We start from the raw sequence: 22,444 nt of genomic DNA on the forward strand, positions 1-22,444 counted from the left end.
GAATGGCGTGACACAAGAACTGTTGCTGCCGTCGGCGTGCGCATACGGCACAGGAGTCGTCAGACAGCGGTCTTTGTTCCGCAAGCCATGAAGAGCAATGCTATCACGGTAGGGTCGTCAGCTTGCCGCAGCCGCTCATATGACGCCACATATCCCGAGAAGAATGAGGCGGAGATCTCGCCGGCGTCGACGAGAGACGAAAATCGATCCGGATGCAGTTGGTCAAGGAAAGTCCCTATGTCGAGGTCGTCGCTATGAAGGCTGACGATGTCTGATCTCGGGTCGGTATAACCAGATTGCCCAAGGAGGCGCAGAAGCGAGCGGCCGATCAGTCGGTTGCCGCCCTGGGCGGCTTGCAGATTCCCGACATGTTCCAGGATGACAGCCGCTTCGGGCAGGGCCGGGGCGGTGAGTCCCCAGACTGCGTCATCGATGTCGACGATGCAGAGCTTACCGCCGGGTTTCAAGACGCGCTTAATTTCGGAGATTGCGGCTTGAGGGTCCGGCAGGTGCTGCAAGACGAAGCGGACGATGGCGAAATCAAAGCTGTCGTTCGGCAGGCCACTATCAAGCAGCGGCCGAGTGACGAAATCAACGCGCCCTCCGGCGACCGGCTGCAAGCGCGTCCGCGCTAGCTCTGACAGTTCCGGCAGGATCTCCAGCGCAGTGATGCGCGCTGAAGGGAACGAATCCAGGAGTTGTTCCGTGACGTATCCCGGGCCACTCCCCACTTCGAGTATGGACATCCCGTCCCGCAGGCCGTACTCGTTCATTTTTTGGAGTTCGATCTTCCAGCCATGGGTCGCTTGGGCGCGGAGCCGGTCGATCTCGGCAGAGAAACTTCGATGGCCGACATGCGGGTCATAGGAACCGGTCTGAGCCGTAAGCGCCCGCGTTTTATGGCGGTCGGAATATGTCTTAAAGATCGACGTGATGATTGCTATGCCACGTCTTAGTCGCGCTGTGCACATTGCCTACCTCCACTTTCGGAGCAAGAGTGATTATTTTAAGGTACAAAATATCTCCCGAAACTTATATGATTAGGTTGGTCCGTGTCAACTGATGCGGCTCAGTGCCTTCCTCATATCGTTGAGCCGTTGTGGAGCGGTTTCGGCGGTTTCGAAGAAAGGGATACTTATTACTCCATAAAAAACCACCCCCGCTGCGGAGGTGGCGGACGAAGGATTAGGCGGATGCACGCAGATCCAAGAAAGGAACAACCTTGCCGGTGCGTTCATTGCGCTTCAGGGTTCCTGGCTGGACCGGTTCGAAGAAGAGGTGTGTGTCGAGGAATGGCCGCGAGAGGGTATTGGCCACATCAGTACTGAGCGTATAAACATCGTTACGCAGATCAGTCTTCAGTGCGTCGGCCATCGAGGTGATGGAGTCTTTTTCGAATCGGACGGTCAGAATCTCCTTGTCGCTGTCCAAGCGCGCCTCGATCTGCAAGGTCGCCGTATCCAGCCCGCGGTCAATGAGCGGCAGGATGATATGGTCGTGGATGATTCTACATCCCCAGATCAGGATGACGCTGTCGATGCGTCCTTGCAGCTTGAAGAGCGGTAGTCCGCCGCCGCAATCGCAGGAAGGTTCGACCCACTTGCCGCGGTCGCCGGTCCGATAGCGGATGATCGGCATGAGGCGGCGGTAGAGCGGCGTGACGACGATCTCGTCATCGATTATTTCCACGAACACGTTTTTGAACGGGAAGTGTTCGTTCTGGTTGCAGTGGAGACATTGCCAGCCGACAGCACCGGCGTCTACCGTTGCGTAGCCCGCTGATCTGATCGAACGGCAGTCCCAGGCCTTTCGCAACAGTTCGGCGCCGGCCGGATACATCATCTCGCCGCCGTAGAAGACCTTGTCTATCTCAAGGTGTTTTTTCCGCGCCAGAGTATGGCGAGCCAAATCGAGCAGCGAGGTCGGCATTCCGACGATGACGTTGACATGAAAGCGTTCGATGGCCGCGATCACCTCGTCCTTTTGTGACATAGCGCCTACGGGGACGTTGACGATCGGCAGCAGCATCAGGGTTTGGTGCACCGTCACGAAGCTGCTGTACAGGTTGCCGGGTAAAAAATAGTTCATCACCCGATCCTGTGGTTTGATTTCAGCGGCGATAAAATGCTTAGCCAGGTTACGGTGGATCGTCGCCATCTCCACTTCAGTATAGAAGAGGAATTTCGGCATGATGGTCGTACCGCCGGACGCGAAGATGGTGTAGTTGTCGGTGCGTGTGGGATCCAATGATTCTGTGCTTTGCTCAGGCGAGTGCTTCAATAGATCATATTTATCCATGAGCGGCCAGGCCGCGAGATCCGTGATCTTGCGCGGCGCGCGTCGTCGGTGGAAGGGGATATTTTTTGCCGCTTGATGCAGAAGCGCTGCGAGTTTTCGTTTCATCGCACGTCTCCCTAGTGTGTAAGTTGTCAATGTACTGTGGGACTCGTGGAGATTATAGTTTCGTCCAGCGCAGGTCAAGTCGCGGCGCATTGATGGTACTGGCGACCTTGATTATCGTCAGCAAGGAGGAGATTAAAAACCAGCCGCGACATTCGACACCACCAGTTTTTCCAAAATAAAGACCGGCCCACAGGGTGAGCCGGTAAGAACGTTTGTCGGCGTAGTCGTATAGCGCGTGGCCTTATGTCATGTTGTCGTATGTCGTGTGGTCGCTACTTGATGCGTTTGTCCCGAGGCAAGATTCTCGGGCAGGTAACCTGTACGCTATCGATCCAGGCTGCTTGAACCTGTTCGCCGCGGAATTCTTGCGGTGGCGCGAGCGGCATCCAATCATATCCGAATTTCTTGAACAGATCGAGCAGGCGCACTCGGAGCAAAGCGACGACGTATTTGCGATCCGGTTTGCTTGCTAGGAACTTGTTTACCGCCGCATCGACGACCAGAAACGCCGTCCAGATGTGGTCGCCCGACGGCAGCTCGTAGGGTCGGCCGCCGAGACGCGAGATCTCGAGGGTTTCGGCGCGCGAGACGGGTACGCCGGTTTTGGGGTGAACGCTCGGGAAGGACCATTGCGCACCGTCAGGCAACACGACTTCATGATCATCTTCCATGGGAAATCCCTTCTCGCAAGGGACAAGTCGCATGGTGCCGATGATTTCTGGACCCAGCCGGGCGATGAATTGATGGGAATGGGCGTCGAAACGGTCCTGCTCCATTCCGCTCTGGTCGTCTTTCGGCATGAGCCAGACGAACTCTTGGGCTCGCAAACGATGCATGGCTCGATAAGCTTCGGGCGAGCGCGGCATGCCGGCTTCGGCCGTGAAGACTGTGGAAACGCCGTTGACCGTGTCGGTGATATCCCAGCGGGTCAGAACGTCCATAGCGTCTTCGTTCATGATTTCGGGAATAATGAGGCGGCTTCGGTTGTTTCCCACGCTAACTCCTCCTGTGCGTTTTGGGGCAACAATTACAGGGGTTTGTTACCGTTGTTAAAGAGCTGACGAAAATTAACAAATATGATTCTGAATGTAAAGTTTTGAGTTGTGGCAAATTGCCGCTGTTGTGCATAGTCGTCCAAGGAAATCAGCTCCCGTGGTGCCGCAAACTCGAACGATAAAACCGCCTTTTTAGGCGGTTTTGTTTTGGCGACAAGGCTCTGCTGTTCTCGGACACGGGCGACGGAGCGAATTGGGATTACATATTTTCTAACATCAATATTAAAGAAAAACCGGCCCAAGCGAGGGGCCGGTACGAATGGCGTGACACGAGAACTGCCGCTGGCGTGCGTATGCGGCACGTGATTTGTCAGGCGGCGGATTTTGTTCCGCAAGCCATGAACAGAAACCCCATCACGATGGGATCGTCAGCTTGTCGCAGTCGTTCGTGCGACACCTTGTAGTCGGAGAATAACGAGTCGGAGATCCCGCCGGCATCGACGAGGCGTGAAAATCGATCCGGATGCAGTTGCTCAAGAAAAGTCTCCAGGCCGAGGTCGTCGCTGTGGAGGTTGACGATATCCAATCTCGGATCGATATAACCCGATTGCCCGAGGATGCGTAGAAGCGAGCGGCCGATCAGCCGGTTGCCGCCTTGAGCTGCTTGCAGACGCCTGGCACATTCCATGACGACGGCCAGTTCGGGCAGAATCGGAGTGGTAAGACCCAAGACCGCGTCATCGATGTCGATGATGCAGAGTTTGCCGCCAGGCTTCAAGACGCGCTTGATTTCGGATGTCGCGGCTTGAGGGTCCGGCAGGTGCTGCAAGACGAAGCGAGCAATGACGACATCAAAGCTGTCGTTCGGCAGGCCGTTATCAAGCAGTGGCCGAGTGACGAAATCAACGCGTCCTCCGGCGACTGGTTGCAGGCGTGTTTGCGCCAGCTTTGACAGTTCCGGTATGATCTCCAGCGCGGTGATGCGCGCTGATGGGAACGAATCCAGGAACTGTTCCGTGACGTATCCCGGGCCACTCCCCACTTCGAGTATGGACATTCCGTCCCGCAGACCGAATTCGGTCAGTTTTTGGAGTTCAAGCTTCCAGCCATGGGCCGCTTGGGCGCGAAGCCGGTCGAGCTCGGCAGAGAAACTTCGATGACAGGCATGCGGGTCATAGGAACCGGTCTCGGCCGTAGGCATCCGCTTTTTGTGACGGTTGGAAGATGCCTTAAAGATCGATGTGATGATCGCTATGCCGCGTCTGAGTCGTGCTATCTGCATTATCTTCCCCTACTTTCAGGACAAGAGTGATTATTTTAAGGTACAAAATACCCCGTCGGATCTTATGTGAAAGGCAGGTCAGTGTCAACTGATGTTTGCCGGCGCTCTGTGTCGGTAAAATGTTACGGAGCGGTCTCGAAAGAAAAAACCGGCTCACTAGGTGAGCCGGTCAGAAAGCCTAGACTGTTGCGAATGTACTGTGCGTCAACTAAGGCTTGGTGTTCTTGTTCTGAGGCAAGATCCTTGGGCCGGCGCTGACGTTGGCAAACTGCACGCTATCGATCCAGGCTGCTTGGAATTGACCGCCGCGAAATTCTTGAGGCGGCGAGATCGATATCCAATCATAACCTAATTTCCTGAACAAATCGAGCAGACGCACCCTGAGAAAGGCCACGGAGTATTTGCATTCCGGTATGCTGACCGTAAACTTTTTCATCACCTCGAGAATCAGGGGTGTTGACCACAATAAATCGCCAGACGGCAGTTCGTAAGGCCGACCGATTAAACGCGAGGTCTCGACGGCCTCGGCACGCGAGACGGGTATGCCGGTCACGGGGTGGATTTGTGGGAAGACCCAGGGCGTGCCGTCAGGTAGCAGGACCTCGCGTTCATCCTCCATGGGAAAACCTTTTTCGCAGGGAATGAGCCGTGCGCTGCCCAGCACTTCGGAACCTAGGCGGGCGACGAAGTGATAAGAATGGGCGTCGAAGCGGTCAGATTCTATTTGGTCCGGAAATTGTTTTCCTGGCATGGTCCCGGCGAACTCCAGGTAGCGCAAATGGTACATGGCCAGCTTGGCCTCGGCTGAGAGCGGAATGCCCGCTTCAGCAGTGAAAATAGTCGAGATGCCATTGACCACATCGGCGATATCCCATCGTACCAGAACGTCCATGGCGTCTTCGTTCATGATCTCTGGGACTATGAGGCTGCTTCTATTGTTTACCACGCTACTTCTCCTGTGCATTTTGGGGCAACAATTACAGGGGAGGGTTGTTACCATTGTTAAAGGGCTGATAAAAAGTAACAAATATTGTTCTGAATGTACAATTGTTTGTATGGCCATCTAAGGAAATCAGCTCCCGTGGTGCCGCAAACTCGAACGACAAAACCGCCTTTTCAGGCGGTTTTGTCTTGGCGACAAGGTTGCATCGGTCGCCTCTAATTCACAGTATCTTTGCCGGGCACGTCGTTCGCGAACGACGTGTCAGGTACAACGGTTTTCGAGAAGGCTATTTCGTGTGGAAAAATTTTAAACCCCGGAGCGGAGAGGGTGAATCGCGAGTTGACGAGCGATTCACGGGCGGCAAGGGCCGCCCTGGGTTTTGCGAGCGATACAGTTGTTATGCGAGCAAAACAGATTCGAACTCACGGTACCTTTGCAGGTACAACGGTTTTCGAGACCGTCCCTTTGTCAGCCTCGCAAATTATCGGAGATCGCTCGGCTGACCCCGGGTCGCCCTTGCGACCCGCGCAATGCTCGTCGACTCGCATTGCGCCAGCTCAGGCACCATAAATAAAAAAAATTTCTTCCAAGGCGGAGAGGGTGAGATTCGAACTCACGGTACCCTTTCGGGTACAACGGTTTTCGAGACCGTCTCTTTAGACCACTCAGACACCTCTCCACTCTGGAAGAAAAGATTTTTGACGTAGGCAAATTAGCACGCTTCCGGCTTAAAGTCCACCCCGTTACAGGCATCTTGCGTCCTCTCGTTCGGTGGAAGCATGAATCGTGAGGCGGCTTTGCCTTAGATTGGTCATCAATTAAGCAACATCTGGTTCGGGCCTGTAGCGGGGTCCACCCCTCAGGTCGTCTCCGGCTTCAGTGTCGGCGTCGGCTTGGTTCCTTGCGCAATGGTCGCAGCCGTCTCGGTGAGTCCGATGAGCAGCCAGAAGATCATCGCCAGATCATTCTTGAAATACGGGACGTCGACCAGACCGTGGACGAGCAGGGCGGCGAGAGCGGCGAGGAGCGCGGGCGCGAGCCAGCCGCTGCGGCCGGAGAGCACCAAGCGGACGTTCGCGATGACGGCCAGGACGACGAGCCAGAGGAAACCGACGAGTCCGATGAGTCCGATCTCGCTCCAGAAGTTCAGTACCAGATTGTGCGGGTACATGAAGATCTCGATGTGCTTCGCCTGGTGGTAGGGCGCGAGCGCTTGCTGGTAGCCGGCGAGGCCGGCGCCGAAGACCGGGTGGTCGGCGAGCATGGCGAGCGATTCCTGCCAGACGATCAGGCGCACCGAACCGGAGTCGTCGCGGAGGCTGTAGATGCCGGCCGCGTAATCCGTGACGGGGCGGTAGAGAGAGATCACCAGGCAGGCGACGATGATGGCGGACAGGGTGGCGGCGCGCAGCGGTTTGAGGAGGAGTCCCAGGACGAGCAGTCCGGCGGCGAGGGCGATCGCTCCGCCTTCGGAGACCGCGAAGAGGATCGCCAAGACGCCGAGCGCGGCTGCCAGCGCGGCTCCGGCGCCGACGATCCGCGCCATCTTGATCTTGGAACGGAGCAGCGAGAACGCGCGGGCCGCGAGCAGGACGATGACGGGAACGGCGTAGAGGCTCACGGCGTTCGGATAGCCGAAGAAACTCGTCACGCGCCGCGTCGCTGCGGCCTGCCAGACGGGATTCGGAATGCCGAAGCCGGTGAATTTCTGATAGATGGCGGCGAGACTCACGACCGCCAGTCCGGATCCGAGTCCGAACAGCACGATGTCGATCTGGCGGCGGTCTTTGACGGTGTCGGCGAAGACGACGAAGAACAGTAGTGGTTCCAGGAAATATGCGCGCCAGATGCCGGCCGCCGCGCGGAGTTCCGGCGACACGAAGACGGCCAGAGTCGCGCCGGTCAAGAGCAGGATCGCGGGGCGCATCCAGCGCTTCAGCGGCCGCCAGGCCGAGGGGTGGCGGCCATCCGCCGCGAACCAGCAGCCGAACAGGATCAGGAAAAGCAGTTCCAGGAAAGTGGTCGGCAGTCCGGCGCCGTCGAGTCCGGGCAGCGGGATATTGAAACGCATCAGGTAGGTCGGCAGCAGTGCCGCGAAAACGGCGATCGCCGCGGTGCGGTCGCGCAGGCAGAGCGCCAGGAACAGGGCGGCGGCGATGGCGGCGAGAATGGCGGCGAGGAGCGTCGGGGTCATGTGTCGGATGATGGTTTCAGGAAAGGTCGGATGGTCTCCGTGGAGATCCCGCCGAAGATGAAGAGGAAAGCCAGGTAGGTGATGATGCCGATCGCGACGCGCGGCAGGACCGGCAGGCCGGCGAGACCCCAGAGGCCGCCGAGCATGATGACCGAGGCCGCGAGCGAACGCGACCAGATCCTGAGGTCGGGGCGGGAGCCCGTGGCCCGGATGACCACGAACGCGGTCGCGAGGAACATGAACGCTTCGGAGAAGAGCGTGACCCAGGCGGCGGCGACGGCGCCGTGGCGCGGGATGAGCAGGAAGTAGAGCGCGAGCGAGATCGCGGCGTTCAGACCATACCCCCACAGCATCCGCCGCTGCAGGCCGATGGCCACGATCGTGTGGCCGTAGAGCGCGCTCCAGAAGACCATGGCGCCGGCGGCCATGAGGATCGCGAGCAGCGGACCGGCCGCGGCGAATTCCGGACCGGCGATGAGGATCATGACGTCGCGCGCGACCGCGATCGTGCCGAAGACGAGCGGAATGGCGAGGATGGACAGGAATTCGAAGGCTCGGCTGAGTTTGCGGTTGAAATCCTGGCGGTCGCCGGCGGTCCAGACGCTCGCGAGCACCGGCAGGACCAGGCCCATGAAGACGGTCGGCAGAATGGTGATGACATCGAGGACCTTGTAGGCGGCGCCGTAGAGGCCGACCTCGGCGCGCGAGCGGAACAGCGAGAGGATGATGACGTCGCCTTTGAGATAGACCAGGTTGAAGACGATGGCGAGGCCGATCGGCCAGCTCTGTCGGAAGATCTCGCGCCAGAGTCCCAGGTCGGCGGCCCAGCCGAAGCTAACGAGCTGTCGCGCGAAGACGAGGCTCAGGACGAGCTGCAGGATGTTGCTGGCCGCCAGGATCGCGACGATGGCGATGAGTCCGGCGCCGGCCCGCGCGGCGAAGAAGACACCGAGGAACAGTGCGCCGCGGCCGGCGACCTCGGCGATCGCGGCCAGGCGCACGGCGAGTTTTTTCTGGAAGACGCCGGTGAAGATCTGCGACAGCGAGACGCAGAGGAACGAGAGCGAGCCGACGGCGATCGCCAGCCGCACCGCCGGAGTGTAAGGAAAGAATTGGGCGACGAGCGCGGCGAGTCCGAAAAAGAAGACGCCGGAGATGACGCGCAGAGTGAAGATATTGGCCACGATGCGGCGTTCGTCCGCGTCGGGTTCGGAGATCATCTTGATCATCGTGAGCGTGAAGCCGAAGTCGACCAGGATGCCGAAGAACTGGAGGAAGGAGATGGCGGTCGTGAATTCGCCGTAGCCCGCGCGGCCGAGATGCCGCGTCATGATGGCGACGGTGAAGACGCTCAAAAGGACGCCGGTGAATTTTCCGGCGACCTGGACGGCGGTATTTCCCGCGATGGCTCTGGTGAGTGACATGATCTTAGTTTAGCAACGACCTGAATTTATACCACAGGCCGCGCCCTGTCATCTTTGCGGCAGTGAAAGTATAACATGAAGGCCGCGCGACTTTTGACGTTGAGCTTATTTAATGATAAAATGATCATATTGAGGAGGGTTAAACAAAAATAAATCAGCGGTCATGTCATTCCGGAGCTACAATTCTCCTTTATTGCGTTCGGCCGGGTTCAGCGAACCCCGCCGGAAGCTCGTTACCGCTGAACCGAGGCTGTGGACCTGGTTGGCGGGTTTTTTATTTTTGATTATGGCGGCTGCTCCCGGTTTGACCCCGGCCGTCGCCGCCGCGCCCAAATACGCCGCGAAAGAAATGATCCGTTCCGAGCGTCGTCTGATCCTGGCTCCGGGTGAATCAAGGAATTTCACGATCGGCTTCAAGAATCTCGGTTCGTCCGCCTGGCTAGCGGACGGCAATAATTTTGTCTCGATTTATACGTACGGTCCGAAGTATCGCAACAGCGTTTTTGCCGACGCTGGTTGGCTTGGCAAGACCCAGCCGGCCAAACTGACCGAAACCAAGGTCGGTCCCGGTGCCATGGGGCGGATCAGTTTCACTCTTTATGCCCCGCTCGAAACGGGGATATATAAAGAAACCTTCGCGCTCGCAGTCGAAGGACTGGCTTGGATCCCGGGCGGCGAATTCATGATCGAGATCGAGGTCAAGAAACCGGCGCCCAAGACTGTCGGTTCCGTCTCCGGCGTTCTGAGTGATAGTCCGGCAGCCGGTTATAAGGCCTTGCAGATGCTCGTGAGCGATCGGCGGTTGAGTCTCGAAGGCGGCACAACCAAGGAGTTCCGCGTCGGTTTCAAGAACGTCGGGCGCGTTCCCTGGAGCGCCGGCGGCGCAGCTCCGTTAGCGCTCAAGGCCGCGGCCGGCAACGCGTTCAGTTTCCGCGACCCTTCATGGACGGATACTTATACCGCCACGCCGCTCTCGGTTTCGATGATCAAGCCGGGCGAGCTGACTTTCTTCAATTTCAAATTATCAGCGCCGCGCGCGAAAGGGGTCTATCTGGCCAGGTTCACTCTGGCCGCCGGCAACGAGCCGATCGAGGGGGGAGAGATCGAGATTCCGATCGAGGTCCGCGAGGGCACGGTCGCGTCATCAGTGAAGACGCTTTCCGATCCGGGTGTTCCGGTTTCCGGCTCACGCGGTCCGGATATCCGCGTCGGCCTGATCAACCCTGACGATCCCACCCGGCCGGTGACTCTCACGGCCAATGGCTCCTATCGCCTGATGGACAGCTCCGGCAGCGCCGTGGCGACTTTGTCCGGGCCGACCTCGGTCGTTTTCGATCCGGCCTCGCGCACCTACGCCGTCAGCAACGGATCGCTGCGGCAGGTCTTGTCCAAATATATTTATTTCGAACCGGTCGATCCGGCGACGATCTTCGAGATCCTGAGTTATGAGAACCGGCCGACCTGGGACACCTCGATAAATTTCAACAAGTTCCGCGGCAAGATCGAGATCTTTTATGTCCAGACCACCGGCAATTTATGGGTGGTCGAAGTGGTGCCGCTCGAAGATTACATGCGCGGTTTCGCCGAGACTTCGAACGGTTCGCATCTCGAATATCAGAAAGCCCTGGTCACGGCCGCGCGGACCTACGCACTGTTCGTCGTTTCGATCGGCGGCAAACACCAGTCCGAGTTTTTTGATCTGAACACGACCGGCAACGACCAGGTCTACAAAGGTTATGCCTCCGAGCTGATCCGGCCGAACGTGGTCCGGGCGGTTGAAGAGACCAGAGGGATGACGGTCACTTATAATAATGAACTCGTCGTGACGCCGTATTTCTCGCGCTCCGACGGACGGACCCGCGCCTGGACCGAGGTCTGGAGCAGCACTGATCATCCTTGGCTCGTGTCGAAGCCGGCGCCCTACGATCAGGGCAAGGAACTCTGGGGCCATGGTGTCGGCATGTCGGCTTCCGATGCGCTGGGCCGGGCCGAGGCCGGGACCGGCTGGATGGACATCCTGAAATATTATTATACGGGGATTGAACTTCGGCAGGCCTACTAGTAGTATCGGTTTGGAGGGCCTCATGCGAATTGAATATCCAACCCACAAATCGACGTTGATCGGAGCTGGACTCGCGATCGCGTTATTTTTGTCGATGACCCAGCCGCTGGCCGCGGCCGTGCTTCCGGCCGACCTGATCGAGAGCCTGGACCGGATCTATTCTTCTCGTCCCGACCTGCAAGCCTGCTTCCGTCCGGATGATTGGACGGCGATACCTTCGGTCCGCACCAGCGGGATCGTTGACCTCGAAGATTGGGCGGGGAAGTACGGCTACATCGAGTATCCGGCCGTGCTGGCTGGTTTCGCGCCCGCAGCCGCCGGTTCGGATCAGGCCCGGACGGCCGCCCGGCTGCCGCCCGCGCTCGTCGCGCGTTCATTATCTTATATGCCCGAGCTGAAGGCCGGCGCCAGATTCGATTTCAACCGGCTCAGTGCGAGCGCCGTTCTGGTCGTCGACTACAACAGCCGCGAGATCCTGCTCGCCAGGAATTCGCGGACCAGCCATCCCATCGCTTCGATCACGAAGCTCATGACGGCGATGGTCCTGCTTGATCGCAACGCGCAGCTGCGCGGCGCCGTCACGATGACCGCCGACGAGACGGCCCGCGCCGGCGAAGCGAGTCTGAAGGTCCGGGTCTCCGAGAAGCTGACCAGTGTGGACCTGTTCTACGCCATGATCGTCGGTTCGGCCAATAACGCCGCCCATGCTTTGGCGCGCTCGTCCGGACTCACGATCCCGGAGTTCGTGGCGGCGATGAACCGCAAAGCCGCCGCTTTAGGGCTCAGATCATCGGTCTTCGCCGATCCCACCGGGCTCGAGACCGACAACATCTCCACGCCCGTCGATACCGCGGCGCTGGCGATCGAGGCTTTCGACCGGTACTATCTCATCCGCAAAGCCGCGACGACATCGACCTACGACCTGGTCGTGGCCGGCCAGAAGCATCAGCTGAAGAACACCAACGAACTTTTGACCGATGAGGATAACGGACTCATCGTGCTCGGCGGCAAGACCGGCTACTTGAACGAATCGAAGTGGAATCTCGTCACCAAGATCCGCGACGGGGCCAATCGCCCGCTCGTCGTCGTGGTCTTCGGCAGCGACACCCAGCAGCAACTGTTCAACGAAGCGGAAACAGCCGCGCGCTGGGTCTGGCAGAATTACCGCTGGGTCAAGGTGAAATGAGCCTGATCCGCTGAAAACAGGCGGCCAGCCAGCCGTCTTTTTTTTGCCGCGGTCCATGGTTCGGATCCGCCGCGGTCCGGCCTCGACATTTGGCTGCGGGCCGGGTAAGATCATGGCCGTTCTTTTCAAGACCGTGAAAATCGGAGGAGATCATGAAACACGGACAACTGGAAGCGATCGTCGGTTGCATGTCTTCCGGCAAGAGCGAAGAGCTGATCCGCCGTCTGCGGCGGGCGGCCATCGCCAAACAAAAAGTCATCGTTTTCAAACCAGTCCGCGACAGTCGGACTGATGCCGTGACCATCGCTTCGCGCGACGGCCACAGCCACCAAGCGATCTCGGTCGACAACCCCGAAGACATCGGCGCCTGGATCGAAGCCAATGGTTTCGTCGGCGTGGTCGGCATCGATGAAGCGCAGTTCTTCGCGGCCAGCATCGTCGAGGTCGCGGAGAGGCTCGTGGCTTCCGGTCTGCGGGTCATCGTCGTCGGTTTGGATACCGATTTCTTCGGCCGGCCCTTCGGACCGGTGCCGCAGCTCATGGCCGTCGCTGATTCGGTCACGAAGCTGACCGCTGTCTGCGTCTGTTGCGGCGCTCCGGCGACTCGCTCCCAGCTCAAGCGTCCGCCGAGGTCGGCTGACGGCAACATCGTCGTTGGCGGCGACGAACTTTACGAAGCGCGCTGCCGCGATTGTTTCGAAGTTCCGGCCGCCGGCTGATCTCTCATCGCAAAACCCCGTCCTGGAGACGGGGTTTGTTTTTTAAAGTTTCTTGAAAAGTCGGCTACGGATTTTGTCCGATCTCGCCCTGTTTCTTGCGATCCGCTTCGATGAGGCTGAGCAGTTGTCTGCGCACCTCGTGCGGTTTCGGGATCTGTTCGAAAGTAAAACGTCCGATTTCGCTGGCGGTCTGGACGTACACGTAGCCGTAGTTGAACAGGAAGGCTAGAAAACCTTTGCCTTCGGAGGTCACGTCCTGGATCTTGGCCAGATCCAGTTCGGAGATCGTCCGCGAGAACAGGCCACGCTGTTCCACGCTCAGGATGCGGTCGTCGGTCACGATCCAGCCGTCCAGGTAGTAGTCGATGAAATAAGACAAGAAGAAAACCCAGATCATCAGGTAGTAGGCGCTGAGGAGCAGGATCAGGATCGGCCGCGAGTGGGGGCCGAGGAGTAGTTGCGGCCAGAGATTGCTCAGAAGCCAGTCGCCGCCGAACGGTACCGCAGCCAGCACGATGATGAGCAGAATCTCCGCCGCGAAGATCACCCAATGGCGGCGCAGAAAGAAAATCACTTTCTCGTCCGGTTTGCGTTTGATCAGCTGGTCCAGGTTCATATCTGCAGATCGTTCGCGGGGATGATGAATGAGGGAGCGACCTCGATCTGTTCGTTCCAATCGACCCCGGCGAGCGTCTGCCAGGTGAAGAACAGGATGAGCGTCATGCCGGCCAGATAGGCGAACGTGACGAGGAAGCTGAACTTGGTCGTGGCACCGTAGTGGACCAGGTGCTGGATCGCGAAAGCGGCGTAACCCAGGCAGAGTCCGAGGGTCAGGAAATAGGGGATGAGGATGAGTCCGAAAGCGAAAGAGAAGGACATGGATCACTCGATGAGCGGTTTCTGGTTCGCCGGCGGCGTCAGGTTCAGATGCCGGTAGGCGTGTTCGGTGACGACGCGGCCGCGCGGCGTCCGGCTGATGAAGCCGAGCTGCAGCAGGAAAGGTTCGTGGACGAGTTCGATGGTCTCGATCTCTTCCGAGGTCGCCGCGGCGATGGTCTGGAGGCCGACCGGGCCGCCGCCGAATTTGACGATGATGGTCTCGAGGATCAGCCGGTCGGTGCGGTCGAGACCGTGGCGGTCGATCTCAAGCATGCCGAGCGCCGCTTCGATGACGTCAGTGTCGAGGCGGCCGGCGGCTTTGACGTCGGCGTAATCGCGGACGCGTTTCAGCAGGCGGTTGGCGATGCGCGGGGTGCCGCGGGAACGGGTCGCGATGAGCGCGGCGGATTCGGCTGGCAGTTGCGCGCCAAGGATCACGGCGCTGCGCTGGATGATCTTGGTCAGCTCTTCGACGGTGTAGAGGTCGAGATGATAGGTCGCGCCGAAGCGGTCGCGGAGCGGCGCGGAGATGAGGCTCAGGCGCGTCGTGGCGCCGATGAGCGTGAAGCGCGGCAGGTCGAGGCGGACGGTGCGCGCCGAGGGGCCTTTACCGATGACGATGTCGAGCGCGAATTCCTCCATGGCCGGGTAGAGCACCTCTTCGATGACCTTGTTCAGCCGGTGGATCTCGTCGATGAACAGCACATCGCCGTTCTCGAGATTGGTGAGCACGGAGGCGATGTCGCCGACGCGTTCGAGCGCCGGACCGGAGGTGGTGCGGATGTGGACGCCGAGTTCCTCAGCGATGATGTGCGCGAGCGTGGTCTTGCCGAGGCCTGGCGGACCGTAAAGCATGACGTGCTCGATCGGTTCGCCGCGGCGTTTGGCGGCCTCGATGAAGATATCCAAATTCTCGCGGAGCTTGGTCTGGCCCACGAATTCGCAGAGCCGTTTCGGCCGGAGCGTCAGATCGAAGACTTGCTCGTCTTTTTCGGCGCGCGGTTCGAGCAGATCCTCCACTTTTTTGTCGTTGACGTCGAAGTCAGGCATAGGCTGTGATGACCTTATTGTAGCCGAGAACGCGGGAAAATCACAGCTCGCTGGGCGTTGCCGCCGCGCGACTGTCAATTGGGGCGGCGGTGCGGTAGATTATGTAGGTCTATGGATTGGGGAACCATCATCTTCATCGCCGTTTATATCCTTTTGGTCACGTCCGCGCTGGCCGGGTTGTCGGCCGCGCCGTGGATCCCGACGCGCAAGAAAGAGCGCGACGCGCTGGTCGGATTATTGAGTTTGCAGCCCGGCGACACGGTCTATGATCTCGGCTGCGGCGATGGCGGAGTTCTGTTCGACCTCGCCGCGCGGTTTCCGGAAGCGAAGTTCATCGGCTTCGAGATCTCGCTGTTGCCTTATGCCCTGGCGCAGCTGCGCCGTCTGTTCGCCGGGCGCCGCGGGGCCAATGTCCGCATTTTGTTGCGCGATCTGTACGGCCAGGATCTGAGCGACGCGACCGTGATTTTCATCTTCCTGATGCCCAAGGTCTACGACCGGCTGAAGAAAAAATTCGCCGCGGAACTCCAGCCGGAAGCGATGGTCATTACCGAGGTCTGGCCGTTCGAGGGGATCGAGCCGGTTCGCCTGGTGAAGGAACCCGGGCGGGTCCAATTGCGCGTGTATCAAGGGCGGCAATTCCGCGGGTGAATTTTGCCGGCAGTCAACGAAATAAAAGAGCCTCTCCAGAGAGAGGCTCTTTTGGTGCCCAGGGCCGGACTCGAACCGGCATGCCTTGCGGCGGGAGATTTTAAGTCTCCTGTGTATGCCATTTCACCACCCGGGCGTGTGGCAAGCTTAATAAAAAGGACGCTGGTTGTCTATCGTCAGCGGCGTCTGTTGGCGCAGACATGAAAATCCCATCACCTCGTCCGACAGAGTCGTCCGAAAAACCGACCTTAGTCTCTCAGAAACGCCTCGGCTGCTCGGCTTCCAGTGCTGTCCATTGGATCGCTGGCGAGCGACACAGTGAGGGGTTGTTAACTGTCACAAAATCTCCTTCTTACCGCCCGCGGCGGTACTCGGAAATTTCGGACGTTAACAAAAAAAGCCCCGGCTGAGCGGCCGGGGCGGCGAGACAAGAAGACAATGATCAGAAGTTGAGCCAAGCGTTCCTGCCGACAAGATGGTTCGGAGCGTCGGTCAAAAGTCCGTCTTTCCAGAAGTCGGCGCGGTTCCACTTGCGCGTTTCGCGCAACAGTCCCAGGGCGTCAAGTTCGGCTCCGAGGCAGTTTCCGACTTGGTCGCCGTGGCGCAGGTGAGCGCTGAGCGAGCCGCAGCCGACGGTGATCTCATGGGATTCGCCATGATGGTTGCCGTCGCGGCGCTCGTCGCGGCTGTCTGTCTCTTGCGTCCGATGGCAGAGCGTGATCTTGCCGTCATCGGCGCAGTCAGCGGGCAATTCGGTGCAGACGTCATCGTCGGAGCAGTAGAAGCCGCTCGGGCAACCGACGTCCGCGGAACAGGCTTCATCGCTGCCTGATTCGACGCACTGGCCGTTGAGGCAGTCCTCGTCTTCATCGCAATCGGAATTGGCCGAACAGTCCGCCGGCGGTTCCGCTTTTACGCAGTCGCCAGTGCGGCAGACCCGGCCTTCCGGACATTCGCCGTCATTGGCGCAGTCCGCCGGCGGTTGGACGCAGGTCCAGCCGTAGCAGATCTTTCCCGCGGCGCATTCGCTGTCGAGTCGGCAGCCGGGGCGGACGCAGGATCCGTCTTTGCAGACCAGATGTTCGCCGCAGTCAGACTGGGCATCGCAGGTTTGCGGCGGCAGTTCGACGCAGTGCTCGTCGCGGCAGGTCGATCCTTCGGCGCAGCCGCTGTCCTGGAGGCATTCCGGTTCCGGCGGCGCCGCGCAGACCCCGCCTTCACAGGCGAGTCCGGGCTGGCAGTCGGCGTTCGCATAGCAATGCTGTCCGGCTGGCTGGGCTTCGTCGCAGACGCCGTCCAGGCAGATGAGCCAGGGCTGGCAGTCGGCGTTTTCATAGCAGCTGCCGTCTTCCGGGCTGAGCGCCACGCAGGCGCCGTTGTTGCAGATCTGGCCGCTGGCGACGCAGTCGGAGTCGACGGCACATTCAGGTGCCGCGCTTGCGACACAGCGGTCATCGACGCAGGCGTTGCCGTTCGGACAATCGGCGTCATCGGCGCAGTAGCCGGCGGGCATTCCGAGCGGCACGACAAAGCCGCCGCAGGCCGGGAGCAGAGTCAGGATAACCAGCGCGAGAGCCGCAGCTAGCAGCGAACTGAGCTTCGACATGTGTTGTCTCCTTGGTTGTTCAAAGAACTTGAGCCTAGTCTAGGCTTTTAGGGCGTAGTGTCAAGCCGGCGTCATCGGAGTCCCGGCGGCCCTGCGACAATCAGGCTGCTGTGATATAATTTACAAGTAATTCAATCACGCAATGTTTATGGCCAAGACCTGTATTTTGTGCGGTTATTCACCGGCACGGGCGCTCAAACCAGCCGGGGAGCCGGAGGATTGTCCGAAGTGCCACGCCAAGGATTCGGTCCAGCAGAACGAAGAATCGGACGAAGAATAATAGCGATGCCAACCTCGAAGTTCGAGATCATCATCATCGGTTCCGGGCCGGCCGGCATCGCTGCCGCTGAGGCTGCCCATGCCGCCGGAGCCAGATCCATCGCCCTCGTCGAGTCCGCGCCGCGGCTCGGCGGCGAATGTCCGAATTGGGGGTGCATCCCGACCAAGTCGCTTTTGAGTTCGATCGAGGGCATTGTTGCCGCGAAACATCAGGGTCGGCCTGCCAGCGAGCTGCCCAAGATCGGCGTCGATTTCGGCTCCTTGCTCAAGCGTGAACGCCGGGTCGTCGACATGATCACCGGCGGCGGCCGGATCGAGCGGGTCTTGGACAGCCTGGGCGCCGAACTTCTTCGCGGCCATGCTGCCTTCGTCGGTCCCAACGAGATCGAGGTCTCGGGCAAACGGTACGCGGCGGAAAAATTCGTCGTTGCCGTCGGTGGTATTTCGACTGTGCCGCGGATACCAGGCTTGATTGAAACGGGTTATCTGACCGTCAGGGATATTCTTGCGCTCGGCAAAACGCCGCGGTCGCTCGCCATCATCGGCGGCGGCCCGGTCGGCTGCGAGTTCGCCCAGATCTTCGCGCCTCTCGGTGTGGCCGTGACCATCATCGAGTTCGCCGACCATATCTTGCCGCGCGAAGACGCAGAGATCGCGGCAATCGTGGAGCAATCTTTCCGCGATCAGAAGATCGGGTTGCTAACCTCTGCCAAGATCGAGTCTGTCGGCCAGGAGCGCGATGCGGTCGTACTCGCGGTACGGCTACGCGATGGTTCGGCGCGCCAGGTCAGGGCGGAGAAAATATTTTTGGCCGCTGGCAAGAAGCCCGATCTCTCCGGGCTGGGGTTGGAGACAGTCGGGGTGCAACGCGATGTCGAAGATCGGATCAAATTTAATGATTTTTTTCAGACCGAAAATCCCGCCATTTACATCGCTGGAGATGCCGCCGGTCGGCTGATGTATACGAGCGTCGCGCATCGGGAGGGCTCTGCCGCCGGACATAACGCCATCAAAGGGAATGTGGTCAGGGTCGATCTGTCAGTCCTGCCGCGCGGCACTTATTGCCACCCCGAGGTCGGCTCCGTCGGTCTGACGGAAAAAGAAGCGCGCGATCAGGGTTATGACGTGGGCGTCGGCCGGGCGCCATATTCGATGCTTTCGCGGTCGCTTACGAGCGGCGAGACGGAGGGTCTGGTCAAGATCGTCGCTGATAAAAAGACGGGCTTGATCCTGGGCGGGCATATCGTCGGCCAGTCCGCCTCCGAACTGGTACACGAGATCGCGCTTGCGATGTACACCGGGCTGACTTACCAGGATTTCTCCAACATGATCCACGCGTTTCCGACCTTTGCCGAGGGAATCGGAGTTGCCGCGGGAAATGTTGATTGACGCTGCGGTCATCGTATAAAAAACACCCAAGCTTTCGCTTGGGTGTTTTTGGAGCGGGTAAGCCGCCGGACAGAACCTCGTCCGCTGCGGCGAACTCGGTTCGTCCGATGATGCGGCTTGCGCCGAGAAGTGCTCGCCGTAGCTCGGTATTTGTAGTGTCGGCCAGCACAGCGGGCCGACTGCGTCGTAGGGGGCCGGCGTGTCCGGCCCCTCCCAAGCATCCACGAAAAAACGCCCCTTAGTAGGGACGTTTTTTCGTGGAGCGGGTAGGGGGAGTTGAACCCCCATCTCCACCTTGGCAAGGTGGCATAATAGCCGCTATACGATACCCGCGTTGTGTACGCAAGCGGTATTTTACGGGAGCCGGCCTTTATTTGTCAATGTCAGCGGCCAATTCTTCGCTGAATTGATATTTTCGCCGCCGAATCAGGTACGCGCCGCCCGCCACCGCCGCTCCAGCTGCGGTCGCGGCCAGCGGCCAGAGCCAGTTGGCCGCTCGGATGGCTGGCAGCTCGACGGCGGGAGACAGATTGATATTCAAAGCATCGGCTGCACGCGCCGTTTCTTTTTCAGGTTCCGCAATCACTGGCGCGGGTAGCAGTCGGGGTGAGCGCGTCAGGAATAATTCCGGCGACGCGGATCTGTTCCGGAACACGCCGGTCAGTTCGATCCGGTCGTTCAGGTTCAGCCGCGGCGCCGGCGATGTTTTCGCGTAGCGGACCATGAGTTCGGTTTCGCCGCTTTCGTCAATCAGTTTGAACCAGGTCGAACCGATCTTGGACACCTCGCCGGAAATATTCACGAGCAGTGGTCCGTCCAGATCAGGTAGGTCAGCTGAACCAACCACGCGTGGTTCCAGAGTCATTCCTGGCCGGATCACTTTCAAGCCGGTTTTGGCCGACACGCTGAGGCGTGGCCCTGGCGAGCCGGTCGTTAGGCGCCCGGTCAATTCAACTTCGTCTCCGACGGCCGGCGGACGCTCCGGTGTTCCGTATAATCTGACCGTGAGGCCGGCGCTGCCGTCCGGATCCTGGATTCCGAAGATCGTCTTGGAAATCGCGCCTGGCGAGATATTCACCACGCCGCGCACTAGCACTTGGTCGCTTTCCGCCAGCGCGACCGCGTCGGCGATGGTGAGCGGCGGCGGGGCCGCCGGTTCGTCATCGGACGCGCTCGTTTCCTCGGTCGTGGAAACGACAGCTTCGGGATCAGCAGTGGCGGCCGCAGTCATGACAACGGCCGAATTCGGCAGCCCCGGCGTCGGTTCCGACCAAACCCAGATTTGGCCAGACCAAGCGAAGGAATCGCCTTCTTGAGCTTGGTCGTAGGTCGCGGCGGAGACCATTTGTCCGGCCGCATTGAATAGGCGAACCTGATCGCCGTTATTGTTCAGGGCCAGGCCGGACGACGATCTGGCGACGAGCAGTAGTCCGTGGTCCGCGATGACGGTCGTGGCCGGGAAGACGTAGGGACGACTGCCCCCTTCGGCATCATCCAGCTGCCAGCCGGCCAGGTCGACCGGGTATTCGCCGTCGTTGCGCAACTCGATCCATTCCAAGTCGTCGCTGCCGATCGGGTCGGGCAGGAATTCATTGATCGCCACCGTCACTTCAGCCGGCGGCGGATCCGGTGTTGCGACGTCAGCGGTCGTTCTGTCGGTCGCTGCGCTCGCGGTCGTTTCAATGGTTTCCGCTGCGACCGGCGTCGCCTCGGGAGCGGCGGCCGCTGTCTGTTCTGTTGGCGGCGCTGCCGCGACCGGAAAGACATTGGCTTGTCCCGGCGTCGGTCCGGTCGTCCAACTCCAGATCCCGCTCGCGTCGATCGCGTAAGCCGAACCATCTTCGACCGGACCGGAGTAGCTGACGCGCGCCAGCTGGTTTTCAGCGCAGGATAATTCCAGCATCCCTCCGCTGTTCGTGAGCGTCAGTCCGGTTTCCGCGAAAAGGAAGTAATGGAAGCTGCGGGCCGCCAGTGTGATCTCGGGTAACGTGTAGTCGTGTTTGCCGGGGATCCGAAGCAGGCAGTCGGCCAGGTTGGCGTCCGTCGTCCCGTAATTCTCGAGTTCGATGAATTCGCCGTCAGTATCGCGTCCGACCGGATCCGGCAGCAGTTCGCTGATACGCAAGGTAGACGGGCTAGTGATCGCTGCCGCATCTGCGGTAGTCGTTGTTGTCGTTTCGGTCGGAGTCGCGATATTTTCGCTCGTGGTTTCCGTGGCCGCTGGTTCGCCGACGACCGTCGCGTCGGCACAGGTACAACTGCAGACGGACGGGTTCTGTTCCAGATCAGCCGTCTGAGCCGCGGCGGTCGCGCCGATGAGGAATGTCGCTAAGACGAGGATCGAGACGGTGGGTATCGCGAACCGCGAACGTTGGCGCATAGGCCGATGGGTTAGGGGATTAGGCGCGCTTTGCTTACAGTATCTGAAAAATAGTGTCAAATGAATGACACTATTTTCAGGACCAGACGCGGATTTTAGCTCAGCGGACAATAAAAAACCGGGTTTTTAGGCCCGGTCCTTGCTGATTTCGGTCACAACATCCGCCTCAGTGTCTCCCAGAGCACCTTGTTCGTCCTGCCGATGAAGTGGTTGTCACGTTCGGTCATGATCACTCTTGATCCGAGCGCTTCTTTGTATCTTATCGCGTGATCGAACGGCACGAGCGGATCGTTCTTGGATTGGATGGCGATGAATTTTTCCGCCCGCGAACGCACCAGCTCCCAGTCGACGCGATGTTCGAAAAAGTTCGTCAGCGGTTTCAGGTTGACGGTGGCGGCGAAAGGCGAGCCGACGGTGATGAGCGCGCGGATCGGTTTCTTGGCGGCGAATTCCAAAGCCCGGAGCGCGGTGACGCCGCCGAGGCTGTGGCCGATGACGATGGTCGAACTGTCCCAGTCGGCGGCACGTTTAGACGCCATGTTCAGCCAGCGGCTATAGCTTGGTTTCAGCGGATCGGGGAAGAATGGCGCCCAGACTCGGATGCTGCGTTCTTCCAGCAATTGGTGCAGCCAAGGGAACCAGATCTTGGTCGGATTTTCGGCGTAGCCGTGGAGTAACACGACCTCGGTGGCATTCTTCATAGTCCTTTCATTATAGTGGCTGTGCCGCGCGAGCGCCAGCGTTCGTATAGAGAAAGCCCCGTAAAGAGCCTCGCTTCGTTCGGCTCCATGGGGCACGTAAAAACCGCAGACAAGCTGCGGTTTTTACGTGGTGCGGGCGAGAGGACTTGAACCTCTAATCCCTTCCGGGAACCAGCTCCTAAGGCTGGCGCGTCTGCCATTTCGCCACGCCCGCACGGTGTAATGTGTTGCGAGAGAGTGCAGGAGTGAGGGAGTCGGGGAGTTGCTGCGTATCTTAACTCCCACACTCCTCCACTCCTGC

The 22,444-nt window shown here is 59.5% G+C and carries 20 protein-coding genes and 5 tRNA genes; 6 read left to right on the forward strand and 19 right to left on the reverse strand.

Translation table 11 applies throughout. From position 1 onward, the window contains the following. Positions 1-59: 59 nt before the first annotated feature. From WCT10_04480 to WCT10_04525, 10 genes are all read right to left on the reverse strand, one after another. Entirely contained in the window at positions 60-971 is a 912-nt protein-coding gene (locus tag WCT10_04480) for a methyltransferase domain-containing protein (protein MFA6604063.1), read from the reverse strand. 214 nt (positions 972-1,185) lie between these two features. Beyond that, complete coding sequence (locus WCT10_04485; GenBank protein ID MFA6604064.1) at positions 1,186-2,403, reverse strand: AMP-binding protein; 1,218 nt, start codon at positions 2,401-2,403, stop codon at positions 1,186-1,188. A 272-nt stretch (positions 2,404-2,675) separates the two neighbouring features. Continuing rightward, positions 2,676-3,359 (reverse strand): GNAT family N-acyltransferase, encoded by a 684-nt coding sequence (locus tag WCT10_04490; GenBank protein ID MFA6604065.1) that lies wholly within the window; start codon positions 3,357-3,359, stop codon positions 2,676-2,678. Positions 3,360-3,430: 71 nt separating this feature from the next. Next, positions 3,431-3,793 carry a hypothetical protein gene (locus WCT10_04495; protein MFA6604066.1) on the reverse strand — a complete coding sequence of 121 codons (363 nt, stop codon included), beginning with the start codon at positions 3,791-3,793 and terminating at the stop codon, positions 3,431-3,433. Beyond that, a complete protein-coding gene (locus tag WCT10_04500) occupies positions 3,769-4,680 on the reverse strand; it encodes a methyltransferase domain-containing protein (protein MFA6604067.1) in 912 nt (303 codons plus the stop codon). The genes WCT10_04495 and WCT10_04500 overlap by 25 nt, the downstream gene beginning before the upstream one ends. Before the next feature lie 208 nt (positions 4,681-4,888). Beyond that, on the reverse strand, positions 4,889-5,587 hold the full coding sequence (locus WCT10_04505; GenBank protein MFA6604068.1) for a hypothetical protein: 699 nt from the start codon (positions 5,585-5,587) through the stop codon (positions 4,889-4,891). A gap of 436 nt (positions 5,588-6,023) precedes the next feature. Beyond that, positions 6,024-6,123 (reverse strand) — tRNA-Ser (locus WCT10_04510). Positions 6,124-6,215: 92 nt separating this feature from the next. Continuing rightward, positions 6,216-6,302 (reverse strand) — tRNA-Ser (locus WCT10_04515). 180 nt (positions 6,303-6,482) lie between these two features. Further along, the gene (locus tag WCT10_04520; GenBank protein MFA6604069.1) at positions 6,483-7,817 is read right to left on the reverse strand and encodes an O-antigen ligase family protein; all 1,335 of its coding nucleotides are present in this window, start codon (positions 7,815-7,817) and stop codon (positions 6,483-6,485) included. Then, positions 7,814-9,241: a flippase gene (locus tag WCT10_04525; GenBank protein MFA6604070.1), complete on the reverse strand. Its 1,428-nt coding sequence runs from the start codon at positions 9,239-9,241 to the stop codon at positions 7,814-7,816. Before WCT10_04525 ends, WCT10_04520 begins: the two co-directional genes overlap by 4 nt. Positions 9,242-9,527: 286 nt before the next feature. Here WCT10_04525 and WCT10_04530 point away from each other — a divergent pair, with 286 nt between their 5' ends. The 3 genes from WCT10_04530 (at position 9,528) to WCT10_04540 (ending at position 13,208) form a co-directional block, all read left to right on the forward strand. Then, positions 9,528-11,303, forward strand: coding sequence for a SpoIID/LytB domain-containing protein (locus tag WCT10_04530; protein MFA6604071.1), 1,776 nt, complete (start codon positions 9,528-9,530; stop codon positions 11,301-11,303). Between the two features lie 94 nt (positions 11,304-11,397). Further along, positions 11,398-12,489, forward strand: a complete 1,092-nt coding sequence (locus WCT10_04535; GenBank protein MFA6604072.1) for a serine hydrolase — start codon at positions 11,398-11,400, stop codon at positions 12,487-12,489. A 152-nt stretch (positions 12,490-12,641) separates the two neighbouring features. Continuing rightward, positions 12,642-13,208: a thymidine kinase gene (locus WCT10_04540; GenBank protein MFA6604073.1), complete on the forward strand. Its 567-nt coding sequence runs from the start codon at positions 12,642-12,644 to the stop codon at positions 13,206-13,208. A gap of 64 nt (positions 13,209-13,272) precedes the next feature. On the opposite strand, the gene WCT10_04545 is transcribed toward WCT10_04540, so the two are convergent. From WCT10_04545 to ruvB, 3 genes are read right to left on the reverse strand one after another with little or no spacing between them, the layout of a single operon-like run. Further along, positions 13,273-13,824, reverse strand: coding sequence for a PH domain-containing protein (locus WCT10_04545; protein ID MFA6604074.1), 552 nt, complete (start codon positions 13,822-13,824; stop codon positions 13,273-13,275). Then, a complete protein-coding gene (locus WCT10_04550) occupies positions 13,821-14,087 on the reverse strand; it encodes a hypothetical protein (protein ID MFA6604075.1) in 267 nt (88 codons plus the stop codon). Before WCT10_04550 ends, WCT10_04545 begins: the two co-directional genes overlap by 4 nt. 3 nt (positions 14,088-14,090) lie before the next feature. Continuing rightward, complete coding sequence (gene ruvB, locus WCT10_04555) at positions 14,091-15,137, reverse strand: Holliday junction branch migration DNA helicase RuvB (GenBank protein MFA6604076.1); 1,047 nt, start codon at positions 15,135-15,137, stop codon at positions 14,091-14,093. A gap of 111 nt (positions 15,138-15,248) precedes the next feature. Between ruvB and WCT10_04560 the strand changes: the two genes are divergently transcribed. After that, positions 15,249-15,788 (forward strand): methyltransferase domain-containing protein, encoded by a 540-nt coding sequence (locus WCT10_04560; protein MFA6604077.1) that lies wholly within the window; start codon positions 15,249-15,251, stop codon positions 15,786-15,788. Between the two features lie 52 nt (positions 15,789-15,840). Here the strand turns inward: WCT10_04560 and WCT10_04565 are convergent. Together WCT10_04565 and WCT10_04570 are read right to left on the reverse strand one after the other, a co-directional pair. Then, a tRNA-Leu gene (locus tag WCT10_04565) sits at positions 15,841-15,924 on the reverse strand. A 306-nt stretch (positions 15,925-16,230) separates the two neighbouring features. Continuing rightward, positions 16,231-17,394: a hypothetical protein gene (locus WCT10_04570; GenBank protein MFA6604078.1), complete on the reverse strand. Its 1,164-nt coding sequence runs from the start codon at positions 17,392-17,394 to the stop codon at positions 16,231-16,233. 148 nt (positions 17,395-17,542) lie between these two features. Here WCT10_04570 and WCT10_04575 point away from each other — a divergent pair, with 148 nt between their 5' ends. Together WCT10_04575 and WCT10_04580 are read left to right on the forward strand one after the other, a co-directional pair. Beyond that, positions 17,543-17,674, forward strand: coding sequence for a hypothetical protein (locus WCT10_04575; GenBank protein ID MFA6604079.1), 132 nt, complete (start codon positions 17,543-17,545; stop codon positions 17,672-17,674). 5 nt (positions 17,675-17,679) lie between these two features. Then, the gene (locus tag WCT10_04580; protein ID MFA6604080.1) at positions 17,680-19,062 is read left to right on the forward strand and encodes an NAD(P)/FAD-dependent oxidoreductase; all 1,383 of its coding nucleotides are present in this window, start codon (positions 17,680-17,682) and stop codon (positions 19,060-19,062) included. A 258-nt stretch (positions 19,063-19,320) separates the two neighbouring features. Here WCT10_04580 and WCT10_04585 read toward each other — a convergent pair. The 4 genes from WCT10_04585 to WCT10_04600 all read right to left on the reverse strand — a co-directional run bounded on the left by WCT10_04585 (position 19,321) and on the right by WCT10_04600 (position 22,357). After that, positions 19,321-19,395 (reverse strand) — tRNA-Gly (locus WCT10_04585). 37 nt (positions 19,396-19,432) lie between these two features. After that, positions 19,433-21,442, reverse strand: coding sequence for a lamin tail domain-containing protein (locus WCT10_04590; protein MFA6604081.1), 2,010 nt, complete (start codon positions 21,440-21,442; stop codon positions 19,433-19,435). A 152-nt stretch (positions 21,443-21,594) separates the two neighbouring features. Next, positions 21,595-22,143, reverse strand: coding sequence for an alpha/beta fold hydrolase (locus tag WCT10_04595; protein MFA6604082.1), 549 nt, complete (start codon positions 22,141-22,143; stop codon positions 21,595-21,597). 128 nt (positions 22,144-22,271) lie between these two features. Next, positions 22,272-22,357, reverse strand: a tRNA-Leu gene (locus WCT10_04600). Between the last annotated feature and the right edge of the window lie 87 nt (positions 22,358-22,444).

The sequence above is a fragment of the Patescibacteria group bacterium genome, from assembly GCA_041667185.1.
Taxonomy (GTDB): Bacteria; Patescibacteriota; Patescibacteriia; order SG8-24; family SG8-24; genus JBAYFM01.